Genomic DNA, 14,664 nt, shown 5'->3' on the forward strand with positions numbered 1-14,664 from the left:
CCTCAGTACATCAGCGACGGCTCGCGCCGCTCGGCCGCCGGTGCGGGCGGGCGTTCCTCGACGCCGCCGCGTACGTGCCTGGCCAGCAGCACGACCTCGGCGACGGCGAGCGCGCCGTACAGCAGCGTGAAGAGCGTCAGCGACGTCGCGACCTCGGCCAGGGAGACACCCGGTGAGACGCTGGCGGCCGTCAGCAGCTCCCCGGTGACCGTCCACGGCTGGCGGCCGATCTCGCTGAGCAGCCAGCCGGCGATCACCGCCACCAGCGGCAGCGGCAGCGCCAGCAGCAGCGCCCGCGACAACCACGCCGGGAACGGCCGTCTGCGGCGGGTCAGCCACAGGCCGAGCACCGACAGGCCCACCGTGGCCAGCCCGAACACGATCATCACCCGGAACGACCAGAAGACGACGGTGGGGTCGGGGCGGTAGTCGCCGGGGCCGAACTGCCGCTCGAAGCGGGCCTGCAGGTCCTCGGTGCCCTGGACGGTGGCGCCCGGGTCGTGGGCGGACAGCAGGCTCAGCAGCTTGGGGATCTCGATCCCCGGGACCACGGTGAAGGCCGCGCCCTGGGTGTCGTGCTCCAGGCCCTCGGCGGCGGCCAGCTTCATGGGCTGCTGTTCGTGCAGCAGCCGGGCCGAGCTGTCGCCGGTGCCCGCGACGACCGCCCCCGCGATGGCCGTCATCACCAGCGCCGCCCGCGCCGCGCTGCGCCACATCTCGGCGCGCGTGCGCAGCAGCCAGTAGCCGCACACCGCCAGCACGAAACCGCCCGCCACCACGAACGCGGACCCCACCACGTGAGGCACCTGGGCCAGCGCCGTGGAGTTGGTCAGCACCGCCCACAGGTCGGTCATCCTGGCCTTGCCGTCCACGACCTCGTAGCCCACCGGGTGCTTCATCCAGGCGTTGGCCGCGAGGATGAAGTAGGCCGACAGGTTGGAGCCGATGGCCGCCGCCCAGATGGTCGCCAGGTGGACCTTCTTCGGCAGCCGGTCCCAGCCGAAGATCCACAGGCCGAGGAACGTCGACTCCATGAAGAACGCCAGCAGCGCCTCCATGGCGAGCGGGGCGCCGAAGACGTCGCCGACGAAGGTGGAGTACTCACTCCAGTTCATCCCGAACTGGAACTCCTGCACGATGCCGGTGACCACGCCCATGGCGAAGTTGATCAGGAAGAGCTTCCCGAAGAACTTCGTGAGCTTGAGGTAGTGCTCCTTGCCCGTCCGGTGCCAGGCCGTCTGCAGGCCGGCCACGAAGACGCCGAGCCCGATGGTCAAGGGCACGAACAGAAAGTGGTAGACGGTGGTCACCCCGAACTGCCACCGCGCTAGGTCAAGTGCGTCCATTTCCTCGCCGATTCCTGGAGCTCTACACGCCGTAGTACTTCTACCCATAGTAGTACTACGAGGCGTAGAGCAACGCGATGCGACCTTGGTCACAGGTGCGGTAGCGAGGATGCCGTGCGGGCCCCGCCCGGCGCGTCCACCGCCGGGCTGATGCCCCTGCTCCGCGGGGTGGATGCGTCTGGCGGAGGTCGGCTGCGTTAGGCGTGCGGGGGGCGGTGTCGTGGTCCGGTGTGGTGGTCCAGCCGGCGAGGAGGCGGAGTTCGTCTACGAACGAGGACCCCGGCTCGTCCCTGCACGGCGCCTCAGCGGACGACGTCGCCGTGCGGAACGGCCGCCTGCACCTGCGCGACGACCCCGGACGCGGCGAGACCTACCGGCAGTTGCTGACCCGCACCCATCGCCCCCCACCTGGAGGCGCGCGGCGGGTACACCCCCGGCGACGAGGTGGAACGGTTCTCCACGCACGCCTACGGGGTGGTGTTCGCCGAGGTGGCCGTCGACGAACGCCTCGGCCTGGTACGGGTCCGGCGGGTGCTCGGCGTGTACGGCGCCGGCCGCGTCATCAACCCCGGGCTCGCCGAGAGCCAGGCGATCGGCGGCCTGGTCGGCGGCATCGGCATGGCCCTGCTGGAGCACACCGTCACCGACCCACGCGACGGCCGTATCGTCAACGCCAACCTGGCCGACTACCTCGTCCCCACGAACGCCGACGCCCCCGACGTCAACGCCGTCCACCTCACCGGCGACGACCGCACCGCCGACCCCATCGGCGTCAAGGGCCTGGCCGAGGTGGTGATCGTCGGCGTGGCCCCCGCCATCGCCAACGCCGTCTTCCACGCCACCGGCCGCCGCGTCCGCGACCTGCCCATCACCATCGAAGCCCTCCTGTGACGCGTTCTCGGTGTCAACTGCTGTTCGCCCGCTCCGCGACCTCGAGGTATGCCCGCAGGTCGCCGAGCGCGAAGCCACGGCGCTTGATCTTCTTCACCAGGATGCGGAAGTCGCCGGCCAGGTTGGGGCGGAAATGCAGGAGCAGGATGTCGCCTGGGCGCAGCTTCTTGTCGGGCACCTGGTAGGCGATCTTGCCGCCGGGCTGGACGGAGGCCGTCCAGAGCAGCACGGTTTCCAGGCCGCAGCTCTTGGCGGCCCTCAGGGTGTCGGTGTTGTAGCTGCCGAACGGCGGCCGGAACAGCGTGGGCCGCCTGCCCAGCTCCTTCCCGATCAGCCGGGAGGTGCCGCAGATCTCGCGGCGCTGCGCGGCGTAGCCGAGGGTGCGCAGGTCGGGGTGGGTGAGGGTGTGGTTCTCCACGGGCGCGCCCGCGTCGCGGAGCTGCCGGAAATATGCCCACTCGCCGGCTCCGACGTACCGGGCCGTGCCGCCGGCCTGGTCGGGGGTGCCGCGGGCCTCGACGGCGTCGCGCATGGCGAAGACGGTGATGGGGATGCGCTCGTCGCGTACCTGCTGGACGAACCCCGGGTCCTGCTCCCAGCCGTCGTCGATGGTCAGGAAGACGACCTTGCGCTTGGTGGGGATCGAGCTGACCACCGGTGGCAGGCCGCCGCTCCCGGCGATCCGCCCCACCTCGCCCGCGCGCGGCTTCACCCCGGGCGGCCCCTGGGGCGTTCGCATGGGCTCCGGCGACCGCCGCCCCTGGGGCTGGGTGGAGCCGACGGCCGGGGAAGCACCCGCGTCCCCAGCGCTCCCGCCAGGCGCGCATGCCACGGCGGCCACCAGCACGCCGACCATGCCGACCGCCCTGATCGCCCTCCGCCCGCGGCCTCGCTGCCCCTTCGCCGCTCGTGGGGTGGGAAGGCGCGGGTCCGACGTGGCGGCCTCGCCGAGGGTGGATGCGCACGGCGTCGGCGTGGGGGGAACGTGCGGGCGCCTGGTGGGGCTGTGGGCAGGTGGGGTGGCGCCTGGTGCGGGGGTGTTTGTGCGTAGGCGCCCGATCATGGGGCACCATGATGCCAGTTGTGATCCACGACGTCGGACGGCTCCGGGACGGATTGCCCTTCTGGAGGCGGTCTCACGTGCCTACAGTGGCCTCATGGATCTGGCGGGCAGTGCCGTGATCGGCGCTTCGAGAGACCTGGTGTGGGCGGCGCTGCGTGACCCGGCGGTGCTGGTGCACACCATTCCGGGCTGCGAGCGGCTGGAGGAGACGGGGCCGGACACGTACCGGATGACGATCAACGCGGGGGTGGGCTCGCTCAGGGGCGTCTACCAGGGAGAGGTGGCGCTGGCCGACCCGCTGGAGCCGGAGAGCTTCACGCTCAAGGCGCGCGGCCAGGGCGCGCCCGGCACCGTGGACGCCACCGTACGCGTGCGGCTGAGCGGGGCCGACGGCGGCACCCGGGTCGACTACGACGCCGAGGCCGTGGTCGGCGGCATGATCGGCGGCGTCGGGCAGCGCATGCTGACCTCGGTCGCCAAGCGCACGGCGGGGGAGTTCTTCGCCGCCGTCGAGGAGCACCTGCGTGCCCCGGCCGAAGCGGCCCTGCCCTCCGGCCTGGGGTTGCCCGCCGAGACCGCCGTCCCGGCCGAGCCGGCCGCTCTCGTGGGCGAGGCGGCGGACCGCGCGGGCGAGGTGCGCGGGGCGGTCTACGAACGTCCCGCCCCCCGGCACACCGAGACGCGCCCGTGGGTGATGCTGGCGTCGTTCGGCATGGGGGCGGGTGTGGCCCTCACCGGGGTCGCGATCGGCTGGCTGTTCGGCCGGACCTCCCGCCGCCACTGACGGGCGTCCCAGCGGGCCGCCCACTGGCCGGTCCCGGTGCGTGGCCCGGCGGGCCGTCCGAGCGGGGCATCCCGGTGCAGGTCAGCATGGGGACATCCGGCCTCTCGCGGAAGAGGATCTCCGGGCGTAGCGTGGCGGTATGCGGCAGGCACACGCTGAAGACGCACGAACCGAAGCCAGGCGAGTCGTTCGCGACCTGCTGGGCGAGGAGCAGCCGACGGCAGGGGCGCTGGTCGCCGACGTACGCCCCGTGCTGGGCGCCGAGCGCACCGCACGCGCGCTCGAGCTCGCCCTCGGCGCCCAGCTCACCAGGCGCTCCGCCGAGCTGGCCGCCATCGCCGCGCTCCTCGTCGGCACCCGCGAGCTGGGCGAGGAGTGGTGGACGCGGTCCCGGGGCGGCAAGCTGCCCCCGCCCGACGAGGTGCTGAGCACCGCCGTCGCGATCGAGCCGTGGACCGACCTGACCGCGCTCGAGATGCTCGCCGCCTGGATCTCCGACGACGCCGCCGACCGCATGTGGGGCCGGGCGGTCGCCGAGGTCGACCTGAACTCCTGGCAGGCGGAAGACCGCTTCGGCCTGCCGCCGGGCGTGCGGCCCGGGCAGCGGCTCGTCGTCCACTTCGACGCGGGCGGACGCCTCGACGCGGTCGTCACCCGGCGCCCCGGCGACGAGCTGGGCTCCAACCTCGACTTCCAGTCGCTGCGCTACTCCCGGCCCGCCGAGGCGCAGTGGAGCTGGGGCGTGGCGGCCGGGCTCGGCCCGCACCGGCTGCCGGGCGAGAGCCCCGACCCGTACACGCGCGAGGTCCCGTCCGAGGCGGCCGGCATCCTGCGCGGCTGGGCGCTGCGCCACGGCGCGACCCGGGAGCAGCTCGGGGAGCGGTGGGACACGGTCGGCGACGTGGTGGCCGCCATCGAGCGGGTCGACTGGATGTGGCGCAGCGGCGAGTGGTTCGGGTGGTGGCGAGGGGCGTCCGCGCTGGTGGACGACTCGGCGTACCTGCCGTACCGGCTGGAGGAGCTCGCCTCCGGCTGACCTCGCCCGCGCAGGAATCAGGGCGATCGGCGCGGGGTTGTGGTCGTACATGAAGGTGGAGATCTTTTCTGATGTCGTGTGCCCGTGGTGCTACATCGGGCACACGCGGTTCGCCAGGGCCGCCGAGCGGTTCCGGGCCAAGGGCGGGACGATCGAGGTGACGATGCGGCCGTTCCAGCTCGACCCGAGCACTCCCGAGGAGGCCGAGCCGATCATGCCGGCGATGGAGCGCAAGTTCGGCGCGAACGCCCGGCAGATGATCGACCGGGTCGTCGGCGTGGCCCAGGCCGACGGGTTGGAGATGGACTACGCCAACGCCCTCAGCGCCAACACCCTGGAGGCGCACCGCCTCATCGAGGTCGCCACCCGGCAGGGCCTCGGCAAGGAGATGGCCGAGCGGTTGTTCCGCGCCTACTTCGCCGAGGGCCGCGACGTCGCCGACCGCGAGGCGCTGGCCGAACTGGCCGCCGAGGTGGGCGTCCAGGACACCGGGGAGGGTGCGGAGGCCGTGGCCGAGCAGATCGGCCGGGCCCGCGCCCTCGGGATCAGCGGGGTGCCGCTGTTCCTGTTCGAGGGCAAGTACGCCGTGTCGGGCGCGCAGCCGGAGGACGCCTTCGCCGCGGCCATCGACGAGGTGGCCGAGCGCACCGGCCAGACGCCGATCGTCCAGCTCGCGGCCCCCGCCGACGGCTGCGACGACGGCTCCTGCGCCATCTGAGGCGGCGGGGGAGCGGGCTCAGATCGCGGCCGGCGTGCCCTCGCCGAGCTCGCCGGAGCGGTGGTGACGGCGGCAGAGCACCTGGTAGCGCACGGGCGCCTCGCCGGTGTCGCCGATCACGACCTGCTCACCGGTACGCACCAGCACGCCCCCCACCACCCGGGCGTTGAGCTGCCCAGGACGCCCGCACCAGCACAGCACCTCGACCTGCAGCCGGCACACCTCGTCGGCCAGCTCGAACAGCCGCTGCGCCGCCGGGAACATCACCGAACGGAAGTCGGAGGCCAGGCCGAAGGCGTAGACGTCCACACCGTGCTCGTCCACCAGGTCGGCGAGCTGCTCGATCTGCTCGATGCTGTAGAAGCACGCCTCGTCGCAGATCAGGTAGTCCACCCGCCCGTACGAAGTCACCAGCCGGACGAGGTCGAGGGAGTCCTCCACCTCGATGGCGTCGCGCCCGAGCCCGATGCGGCTGGTGACCTTCGGCCCGCCGGAGCGGTCGTGTTTGGTCAGCACCAGTCCGCGCCTGCCTTGTCGTGCGTGGTTGTAGTTCATCTGAAGCGCCAGGGTGGACTTCCCGCAGTCCATGGGGCCGAAGTAGAACTTCAGTACGGCATCCCTGGCGCCAGAGGGTACGGCAGACAAGGCAGACAGTTCGGTCACGGGCCGTCAGCTTAGTGGCTTGGCTTGTTACCTGGCCTCGTGGGACATTTCTCCCCTGAGTTACAGGAGGGACATTCTGTGGTCACGGACAAACCCCCGGCGCCCCCGCCGACGCTCGAGGCGATGATGAGACCGGACGAGCTGACGGCCGCCCAAGCCGACGCGACGCGGTGGCGATACGGTTTCCTCGTCGTCGTGGCGGGCATCGTCGCGGTCCTGGTCGCGTTCGGCGCGGCCGTGTTCGCCAGCGGTGAGTTCGCCGCGTTGTTCGCCGGTGTGGCCGGGGTCGTCGGCACCATCATCGGGGCCTACTTCGGCGTACAGGCGGGACAGAGCGGGAAGGCGAGGGTGGAGGCGGAGCTGGCCAGGTCGCAGGAGATGGTGGTGCGGCTGGCGGCGTACGTCGGCACCGACAACGCGCCCCGGGTCATCGACGAAGTGCTCGGCCGGCGCCGGAGCTGAGGAGCCATGCGTAGCGTCCGTATCGGAGTGGACACCGGAGGCACGTTCACCGACGTCGTGGCGGTGGACGAGGAGACCGGTGAGATCCTCACCACGAAGACCCCCTCGACCCCCGCGGACCCGGCCGACGGGTTCCTCGCGGGCATCGACAAGCTGGGCCGGCTCGACGTCGGCTCCATCGTGCACGGCACCACGGTGGCCACCAACCGGCTGCTGGAGGACCGGATCGGCGATCTCGGGTTCATCACGACCGAAGGTTTCGAGTTCATCCTGGAGATCGCCAGGCAGAGCGTGCCCGACGGCTACGGCAACTCCTATTTCTGGGTCAAGCCGCCCAGGATCGTCCCGGTGCACCTGGTGAAGACCGTCGGCGGGCGGCTCGACCACCGGGGCAACGAGGTTCGCCCGTTCAACGAGGAGCAGGCGGTCGAGGTCGCCCGCTGGTTCCGTGCCAAGGGCATCACCGCGATCGGCGTCTGCTTCCTGCACTCCTACGCCAACCCCACCCACGAGCACCGCATGCGCGAGGTGCTCTGGCGTGAGCACCCCGAGGCGGTCATCTCGCTGTCGAGCGACGTGCTGCGCGAATACCGCGAGTACGAGCGCTCGGTCACCACCCTCGTCGACGCCGCCGTCAAGCCGGTCATGCGCGGCTACATCGCGAGCCTGTCCCACAGGCTCGGCAGGCCGTTCTCGGTGATGAAGTCCAACGGCGGCATCCTGTCGGCCCGCGAGGTCGTCAACCAGCCGATCACCACGGTCCTGTCCGGCCCGGCGGCCGGGGCGCTCGGCGCGGCGCTCATCGCCTCCACGGCCGGCCACAAGTCCGTGATCACTCTCGACGGCGGCGGCACCTCCACCGACGTGGCCGTGGTGGCCGACGGCGAGCCCTCCGTCACCACCGAGGGCAGCGTCGGCCGCTACCCGTGCAAGATCCCGATGATCGACATCGTCACCGTCGGCGCGGGCGGCGGCTCGGTCGCGTGGATCTCGCCGGAGGGCACGCTCAAGGTCGGCCCCAGGTCCGCCGGCGCCGACCCGGGCCCCCTCTGCTACGGCAGGGGCGGCACCGAGGTGACGGTCACCGACGCCCACGTCTTCCTCGGCCGCATCCCGCCGCACCTGCTCGGCGGTGAGATCCCGCTGGACGCCGACGCCGCGCGCACCGGCATCCAGGGCCTCGCCGACAAGCTCGGCCTGACCCCCGAGCGCACGGCGACCGGCATCCTGGAGATCAGCGCGTTCAACCAGAGCAACGCGATCCGGCAGCTCACCGTCCAGCGCGGGCTCGACGTGCGCGACTTCCCGCTGGTGACGTTCGGCGGGTCGGGGCCGCTGCTGGCGTGCCGGCTGATCGACATCCTCGGCCTGCCGTCCGTGCTCGTGCCGCGCGACCCGGGCAACGTCTCGGCGTTCGGGCTGCTCACGGTGGACGTCAAGAACGACTACGTCCGTACGTACGTCACCCGCGACCTGTCGCCAGGCACGGCCGCCGAGATCTTCCACGACCTGGAGCATCAGGCGGGCGAGACGCTCCAGCGCGAGGGCTTCGACGACCCGGTCTACCAGCGCAGCGCCGACCTGCGCTACTACGGCCAGGCGTACGAGGTGCGGGTGCCCGCCCCGGCCGGTGAGATCGACGAGGAGTGGCGGGCCGAGGTGGTGGCCCGCTTCCACGACGCCCACGAGAAGCTCTACGGCTACGCCTACCGCGACGATCCCCGCCACGCCGTCGAGTGGGTCAACCTGCGCGTGTCCGGCATCGGGCCCATCAACCGCCCCGTCATCCGCCGCCTGGACAAGCCGGGCGCGGGCGCCACGTCGGTCCGGCCCGTCCACTTCGACGAGACCCGCGACACCCCGATCCACCAGCGCGCCGCGCTCGGCCCGGGGGCCACGGTCAGGGGCCCGGCGGTGATCGAGGAGTACGGCTCCACGATCCCGATCCACCCCGGCTTCATCGCGAAGGTCGACGAATACGGAAATGTGGAGATAGCTCGTGACTGATCCCATCCTGGTGGAGATCGTGGAGGGGACGCTGGCCTCCGTCGAGATGGAGGTCGAGACGGCCATCGCGCGTACGGCCCGCTCACCGATGATCCGCGACGCGCACGACTTCCGCGCGGGCATCCACGACGTACGGCTGCGCAAGCTCACCGGCCGCTCCTACAGCGCGCTCGTCCAGCCGGTCGTGCGCGACTACCCGATCGAGACGATGAAGCCCGGCGACGTCTACTTCCATAACGACGTCTACCTGTCGGAGGGCGGCATCGGCCACCTGCCCGACCTGTGCGTCACCGTGCCGGTCTTCCACGACGGCGAGGTGGTGGCGTTCGTGCAGGCGTTCGGCCACCACGACGACATCGGCGGGTCGGTGCCCGGGTCCATGCCGTCGCACGCGCGGTCGGTGTTCGAGGAGGGCCTGATGGTCCCGCCGATCAAGCTGTGGGACCAGGGCGTGCCCAACGAGACCGCGCTGCGCATCATGACGCGCAACTCCCGCATGCCTGACTCCCTCGCCGGCGACCTCGACGCGGAGTGTTCGGCCTGCCTGATGGGCGCGCGCCGCCTGGCCGAGCTGTTCGAGCGCTACGGCCGGCAGGACGTCGAGGAGTGCTTCGACGCGATCATCGACAAGACGACCGAGACGTTCCGCAGGGAGCTGCTGGCCAAGATCCCCGAGGGCACGTACGTGTGGGAGGACTACGCCGAGCACGACGGCGTGGACGAGCCCCGCCTGCACGCGCAGCGCATCACCCTGACGGTCGACCATGCGGAGCACGCCCCGCTGACGATCGATTTCACCGGCACCTCGCCGCAGGCCAAGGGGCCGATCAACCACGCGGGCGACTACGCCGACGGCGTGTTCCTGAAGAAGTGGCTGGCGCCGGTGCTGCGCAACCTGGCCGACACCCCCGAGCGCATGGCCGAGCTCGACGTCAACGAGGGTGTGGTGCCGCTGATCAAGATGGTCTTCCCGGAGAAGGGCACCCTGCTCACCCCCGTCTTCCCCGCGCCGACCAACGCCCGCACGTTCGTCATCCTGCGCCTGCTCGGCGTGCTCGCGGGCGTGCTGGCCAAGGCGACCGGCGGACGCATGCCGGCCGACCAGGAGACCATCCGCTACACCGGCGTGTACGGCACCGACGCCGAAGGGCAGCCGTACCTGATGCGGGAGGTCCTCGGCGGCGGCTCCGGCGGGCGCTGGTACGCCGACGGCGAGGACACCATCCACGTCGTGCCCGACTCGCGCAACATCCCCGTGGAGTTCGCCGAGGCGCGCTGGCCGTTCCGGGTCGAGCGGCTGGGCCTGGCCTGCGACTCCGGCGGGCCCGGCATGTTCAGGGGCGGGCTCGGCTACGACAAGCACATCAGGATGCTGCGCGACGCCTCCTACATGTCGATCGCCGACCGGTCGATCCTGTCGTGCTGGGGGGTCAACGGGGGCCTGGCCGGGCGGCCGTTCCGCGTCGAGATCGCGGGCAAGGAGATGGACGGCCTGGTGGACGACTACCAGGTGCAGGCCGGCGAGCTGATCCGCATCCGCACGACGGGCGGCGGCGGCTGGGGCTCCCCGTACGACCGCGATCCCCGCGCGGTGGCGGCCGACGTGCGCGACGGCAAGGTGTCGATCGCCGGGGCGCTCGGCGACTACGGCGTGGTGCTCGACGGCGACCGCATCGACGAGCAGGCCACCGCCGAGCTGCGCGCCCGCCTGCGCCCGCGCGCCGACCGTTTCTTCGACCGCGGCCCCGGCTACGCCAGGCTGTCCGGCGGGCGCGCGCACGCGGAGGTGGACGAGCTCTAGCCGAGCTCTATTCGAAGCTCGCGTGGTAGGTGGCGCACATGTCCTCGTCGCCGTGCCCCTGGGCCTCGGCACGGCGGAAGCGCTCGCCGGCCGCCGCCACCACGTCGAGCTTCACCCCGGCCCGCTCACCCGCCTCGACGATGAGCCGGGTGTCCTTCTCGGCGTTGCGCACGGTGAAGCTGGGCGTGAAGTCGCCCTCCAGGATGGCCTTCGCCTTCGTCTGGAGGTAGGCGTTGTCCAGCGGCCCGCCGGAGAGCACCTCCCGCACCAGGGCGGGGTCGAGGCCGAGGCCGCGGGCCAGGGCCAGCGACTCGGCCACCACGGCGGTCAGCGAGATGGCGTAGCTGACCGTCGCCATCTTCAGCTTCGTGCCGGCCGCGCTCGCACCGTTCTCGTCCAGCCAGAGCGTCCGCTGCCCGAGGGCGTCGAAGACCGGGGTCAGCGTCTGCCTGGCGGCCTGCGGCCCGGAGGCGAGGATGATCAGCGCCCCCTGCTCGGCGGGCTGCTTGGTGCCCTGGACCGGGGCGTCGACGTACGTCAGGCCGTGCCCGGCGGCCAGCGCCGCGAGGCGCCCGGCCGCCTCGATGCCGACCGTGCTCATCTGCGCCCACACCTGCCCGGCCCGCAGGCCGGCGGAGGCGGCCGTCATCGCGGCGTGCACCGCGTCGCCGTCGAGCAGCATCGTGATCACCACATCGGCGCCCCGGACGGCGTCCGCCGGAGAGCCCGCCACGGTGGCGCCGTCGGCCGCCAAGGGCCGGGCCCTGTCCTGCGTACGGTTCCAGACGGTGACCTGCATGCCGGATTTGAGCAGGTTGCGGGCCATGGCAGCGCCCATGATCCCGGTTCCCAGCATTGCGACTGTTGTCATGGATTCACCCTACGATCGCCCTCCTGCCTCACCGCGCGGGGACACGGCGGTGGCGTGCGACCTGGCGGGCTGTCCTCAGGGGACGTGGCGAACCATGACCATTGCCCCGTTACGCGAAGTTCACCGCCCGTCCAGCTGGGGCCTGGACGATCTCCGGCGAGACCCTCGACGGATTGGACTCTCCTGATGAACGCACTGTCCAAGGTGCTCTGCGCCGCGCTCACCGTGTCGCTGGCGGGCGCCGCCCCCGCGGCCGCCCGGGCCGAGGACCGGCGCGACGGGCCGGCCGGCCACAGCAGCGCGGCGTTCTCGTTCGGCCTGATCGCGGACCCGCAGTACTGGAGCGGCCCGCCCCAGGGCACCCGGTACTACGCCGACTCCCTCCGGAAGCTCGCCGAGGGCGCCGCCACGATCAACGACGCGAACGTCGGCTTCACCGTGCAGCTCGGCGACATGGTGGACCGCGACCCCAGGAGCTTCGAGGAGATCCTGCCGGTCTTCGAGCGGATCCGCGGCCCCCGCTACAGCGTGCTCGGCAACCACGACTTCCCCGGCCTGTCCAGCGACGAGGCCGCCGAGCGGCTCGGCATGAGCAACGAGTACTACGACTTCACCTACCAGGACTGGCGCTTCGTCGTGCTCGACAACAACGACGTCTCGCTCTACGCCAACCCGCCCGGCTCCCCGGACCACGTCAAGGCCCAGCGGCTCATCGACGAGTTGCGGGCGAAGGGCGCGATCAACGCCCAGACGTACAACGGCGCGCTCGGGGACGAGCAGACGGCCTGGCTGAAGGCCACGCTCGCGGACGCCGAGGCGAAGGGGCAGCAGGTCATCGTCCTGGGGCACATGCCGCTCGCGGGCGGTGAGACGGAGGACGCCCTGGACGCCCCCGAGGTCCGGCAGGTGCTGGAGTCCCACCCCAACGTGGTGGCCTACCTCAACGGGCACTACCACCCGGGCGCGTACGAGGTCGTGGGCGGCATCCACTACGTGACCCTCAAGGGCATGGTCGAGCAGCCGTACCCGGCCAACTCGTACGCGGTGGTGACCGTGCAGGAGAACCGGATCCGCATCAACGGGTACGGCCTCCAGCAGGACCTCGTGCTCGTCCCCCGCTCGCACTGACCGGCGCGGCCGGGGCCCTGGTCCAGGCCCCGGCCGTCACCGCTACCTGCCGTCGATGGCGACGCGGACGAGCTCGCGGCCGCGCAGCGCGTAGAGCGCCCGGCGCGACGGGTCGAGGGCCATTTTCGGCTCGGCGCCGAACCAGTCGCCTGCCAGCCCCTCCACGATCGGCCGCACGGTCCACCTGACCAGGTCGATCTTGTAGATCGCGGCCCCGTCGGTGCAGTACGCCATCCGCCCGGTGACGAACAGCTCGCCGCCCTTCGCCCCGACCGCCAGCGTCCGGGTGACCTTCCTGCGCAGCAGGTCGAACTCGAATACCTCGCCCGCGAGGGTCATGCCGTACAGGGTGACGGTGCCGAACGCCAGCGAGGAGATCCGGGTGGCGCCGGGGACCGGCTCCACCTCCCACAGCAGCTTCCTCCTGACCAGGTCGAACGCCGCCAGCCTGGCCGTGGTGGTGACCGGCGGCAGGCCGAGGCCTTCCTGGGTCATGGTGCCGAGGTAGGCGACGCCGCCCCGGGCGACGACCGAGTAGACCGTTTGACGCTCCACGATCGGCCGGTACGTCTCGTAGGAGCCGGTGCGGGGCGAGTAGAGGGACAGGGCGCCGTTCATGTGGCCGGGCTCCGGCTGGCTGGGCATGACGATCAGGCCCGTCGCCTTGTCGTGGGCGAGGTCGCGGGGCCGGTCCTGCTGGTTGCCGGTGCGGGCGAGGAGCCGGGCCTCCGGCTCGCCGGGGCGGTGCGCGTACAGGGCGGCCTGGGTGTAGACGCCGAGGTAGTTGACGCCGTCCACGGTGAGCATGGTCTTCGGCTCGCCGGCGATGCCCAGCCTGGTGGTCTGCCCGGTGGCGATGTCGTGGATGTCGGCGCCGTTCTTGCCGCCGACGTAGACGCGGCGGCCGTCGGAGTGCACGGACATCGGCGCTTCCGGGGCCGACTTCAGCCCGCGCTGGACGAGGTCGACGTAGTCGAGCGAGCCGGTCGCCGGGTCGTAGACGAAGACGGCGCTGTCCTGGATGCCGTAGACGCGGCCCTCGTGGGCGAGCAGGCGGTGGGTGAGCGCCTCGAAGTACGGGACGCCGAGCACCTCCAGCTCCCGGCTCTCCAGGTGGTAGCGGTAGAACGTGCCCGACGGACGGCCGGCGAAGTAGACGTAGCCGTCGTGGATGAGCACCGCGACGGTGTACTTCTCGCCGGGGGTGGTCGCCTTGACCACCGTGTACGTCTCCGGCGCCGCCTTGTCCAGCACGACCAGCTCGGCCAGCGAGTTCATGCCACCGGCGATGTGGGTGTCGGAGATGTTCATGCTGGACACCCAGTCGCGGTCGGCCAGCTCCTCCGGCAGGAGCTCGCGCTTCTCGCCGGTCACGCGGTCGATCGCGATCAGGTGGGCGTTGGCGCCGATCCCGGCGTAGACGTAGCGCTCGTCGGCCTGGATGCTGCGGACGTACTGCTCGCCGGGGGCGGGCTCGCCGAGGTCGCGGCTCGCGCCCGTGGCGGGGTCGTACTCCACGACGCGGCCCGGCTGCGAGGTGCCCAGGTAGACCTTGCCGTCGGGGGCGGCGCACATCGTCCAGATGTACTCGTCGGTGTATTCGGCGACCTTGGTGACCTGGCCGGAGACGGTGTCGAGGCGGTACAGGTCCGAGCGGGCGTGCGTGGCGACGTAGACGTCGGTGCCGACCTTGCACATGGCCCAGACGCCGACGCCGGTGGGGATGTCGTAGTGGGCGATGACCTTGTCCTGGCCGAGGTCGTACGCGGCCACCACGTTGGGGGACAGGCCGCGCGAGCCGACGTAGAGAACGTCGCCGACGAACTCGCCGTTGCCGAGCGGGCTGGCGACGCTGGCCGGGCCCATGCCGGTGATCGTGCCCTCGGGGCCGGGC

13 protein-coding genes are annotated in these 14,664 nt (G+C 71.8%); 8 read left to right on the forward strand and 5 right to left on the reverse strand.

Annotated elements, in window-relative coordinates; translation table 11 throughout:
* Positions 1 to 2: 2 nt before the first annotated feature.
* Positions 3 to 1,346, reverse strand: coding sequence for a cytochrome ubiquinol oxidase subunit I (locus E1286_RS24595; RefSeq protein WP_132615834.1), 1,344 nt, complete (start codon positions 1,344 to 1,346; stop codon positions 3 to 5).
* A 408-nt stretch (positions 1,347 to 1,754) separates the two neighbouring features.
* Between E1286_RS24595 and E1286_RS24600 the strand changes: the two genes are divergently transcribed.
* The gene (locus E1286_RS24600; protein WP_281282733.1) at positions 1,755 to 2,237 is read left to right on the forward strand and encodes a molybdopterin cofactor-binding domain-containing protein; all 483 of its coding nucleotides are present in this window, start codon (positions 1,755 to 1,757) and stop codon (positions 2,235 to 2,237) included.
* Positions 2,238 to 2,250: 13 nt separating this feature from the next.
* Here E1286_RS24600 and E1286_RS24605 read toward each other — a convergent pair whose 3' ends face one another.
* Positions 2,251 to 2,976, reverse strand: coding sequence for a polysaccharide deacetylase family protein (locus E1286_RS24605; protein WP_246075082.1), 726 nt, complete (start codon positions 2,974 to 2,976; stop codon positions 2,251 to 2,253).
* A gap of 418 nt (positions 2,977 to 3,394) precedes the next feature.
* Between E1286_RS24605 and E1286_RS24610 the strand changes: the two genes are divergently transcribed.
* The 3 genes from E1286_RS24610 (at position 3,395) to E1286_RS24620 (ending at position 5,838) form a co-directional block, all read left to right on the forward strand.
* Complete coding sequence (locus tag E1286_RS24610) at positions 3,395 to 4,084, forward strand: SRPBCC family protein (protein ID WP_132615838.1); 690 nt, start codon at positions 3,395 to 3,397, stop codon at positions 4,082 to 4,084.
* A gap of 139 nt (positions 4,085 to 4,223) precedes the next feature.
* Entirely contained in the window at positions 4,224 to 5,120 is an 897-nt protein-coding gene (locus tag E1286_RS24615) for a hypothetical protein (RefSeq protein WP_132615840.1), read from the forward strand.
* A 49-nt stretch (positions 5,121 to 5,169) separates the two neighbouring features.
* On the forward strand, positions 5,170 to 5,838 hold the full coding sequence (locus E1286_RS24620; protein WP_132615842.1) for a DsbA family oxidoreductase: 669 nt from the start codon (positions 5,170 to 5,172) through the stop codon (positions 5,836 to 5,838).
* Between the two features lie 18 nt (positions 5,839 to 5,856).
* Here the strand turns inward: E1286_RS24620 and E1286_RS24625 are convergent, their stop codons facing one another.
* The gene (locus tag E1286_RS24625) at positions 5,857 to 6,501 is read right to left on the reverse strand and encodes a thymidine kinase (RefSeq protein ID WP_187368214.1); all 645 of its coding nucleotides are present in this window, start codon (positions 6,499 to 6,501) and stop codon (positions 5,857 to 5,859) included.
* 123 nt (positions 6,502 to 6,624) lie between these two features.
* Here E1286_RS24625 and E1286_RS24630 point away from each other — a divergent pair, with 123 nt between their 5' ends.
* The 3 genes from E1286_RS24630 to E1286_RS24640 are packed head-to-tail and all read left to right on the forward strand — an operon-like array spanning position 6,625 to position 10,771.
* Positions 6,625 to 6,963 carry a hypothetical protein gene (locus E1286_RS24630; protein ID WP_246075084.1) on the forward strand — a complete coding sequence of 113 codons (339 nt, stop codon included), beginning with the start codon at positions 6,625 to 6,627 and terminating at the stop codon, positions 6,961 to 6,963.
* A 6-nt stretch (positions 6,964 to 6,969) separates the two neighbouring features.
* Positions 6,970 to 8,970 (forward strand): hydantoinase/oxoprolinase family protein, encoded by a 2,001-nt coding sequence (locus E1286_RS24635; protein ID WP_132615846.1) that lies wholly within the window; start codon positions 6,970 to 6,972, stop codon positions 8,968 to 8,970.
* Positions 8,963 to 10,771 (forward strand): hydantoinase B/oxoprolinase family protein, encoded by a 1,809-nt coding sequence (locus tag E1286_RS24640; protein ID WP_132615848.1) that lies wholly within the window; start codon positions 8,963 to 8,965, stop codon positions 10,769 to 10,771. Before E1286_RS24635 ends, E1286_RS24640 begins: the two co-directional genes overlap by 8 nt.
* Positions 10,772 to 10,778: 7 nt before the next feature.
* Here E1286_RS24640 and E1286_RS24645 read toward each other — a convergent pair whose 3' ends face one another.
* On the reverse strand, positions 10,779 to 11,642 hold the full coding sequence (locus tag E1286_RS24645) for an NAD(P)-dependent oxidoreductase (RefSeq protein WP_132615850.1): 864 nt from the start codon (positions 11,640 to 11,642) through the stop codon (positions 10,779 to 10,781).
* Between the two features lie 186 nt (positions 11,643 to 11,828).
* Between E1286_RS24645 and E1286_RS24650 the strand changes: the two genes are divergently transcribed.
* Positions 11,829 to 12,770, forward strand: coding sequence for a metallophosphoesterase (locus E1286_RS24650; RefSeq protein ID WP_132615852.1), 942 nt, complete (start codon positions 11,829 to 11,831; stop codon positions 12,768 to 12,770).
* A 42-nt stretch (positions 12,771 to 12,812) separates the two neighbouring features.
* Here E1286_RS24650 and E1286_RS24655 read toward each other — a convergent pair.
* Positions 12,813 to 14,664, reverse strand: a 1,852-nt coding sequence (locus E1286_RS24655; RefSeq protein WP_132615854.1) for an NHL repeat-containing protein, incomplete at its 5' end; no start/stop codon positions are given.

This window comes from Nonomuraea terrae, assembly GCF_004348995.1.
GTDB lineage: Bacteria > Actinomycetota > Actinomycetes > Streptosporangiales > Streptosporangiaceae > Nonomuraea > Nonomuraea terrae.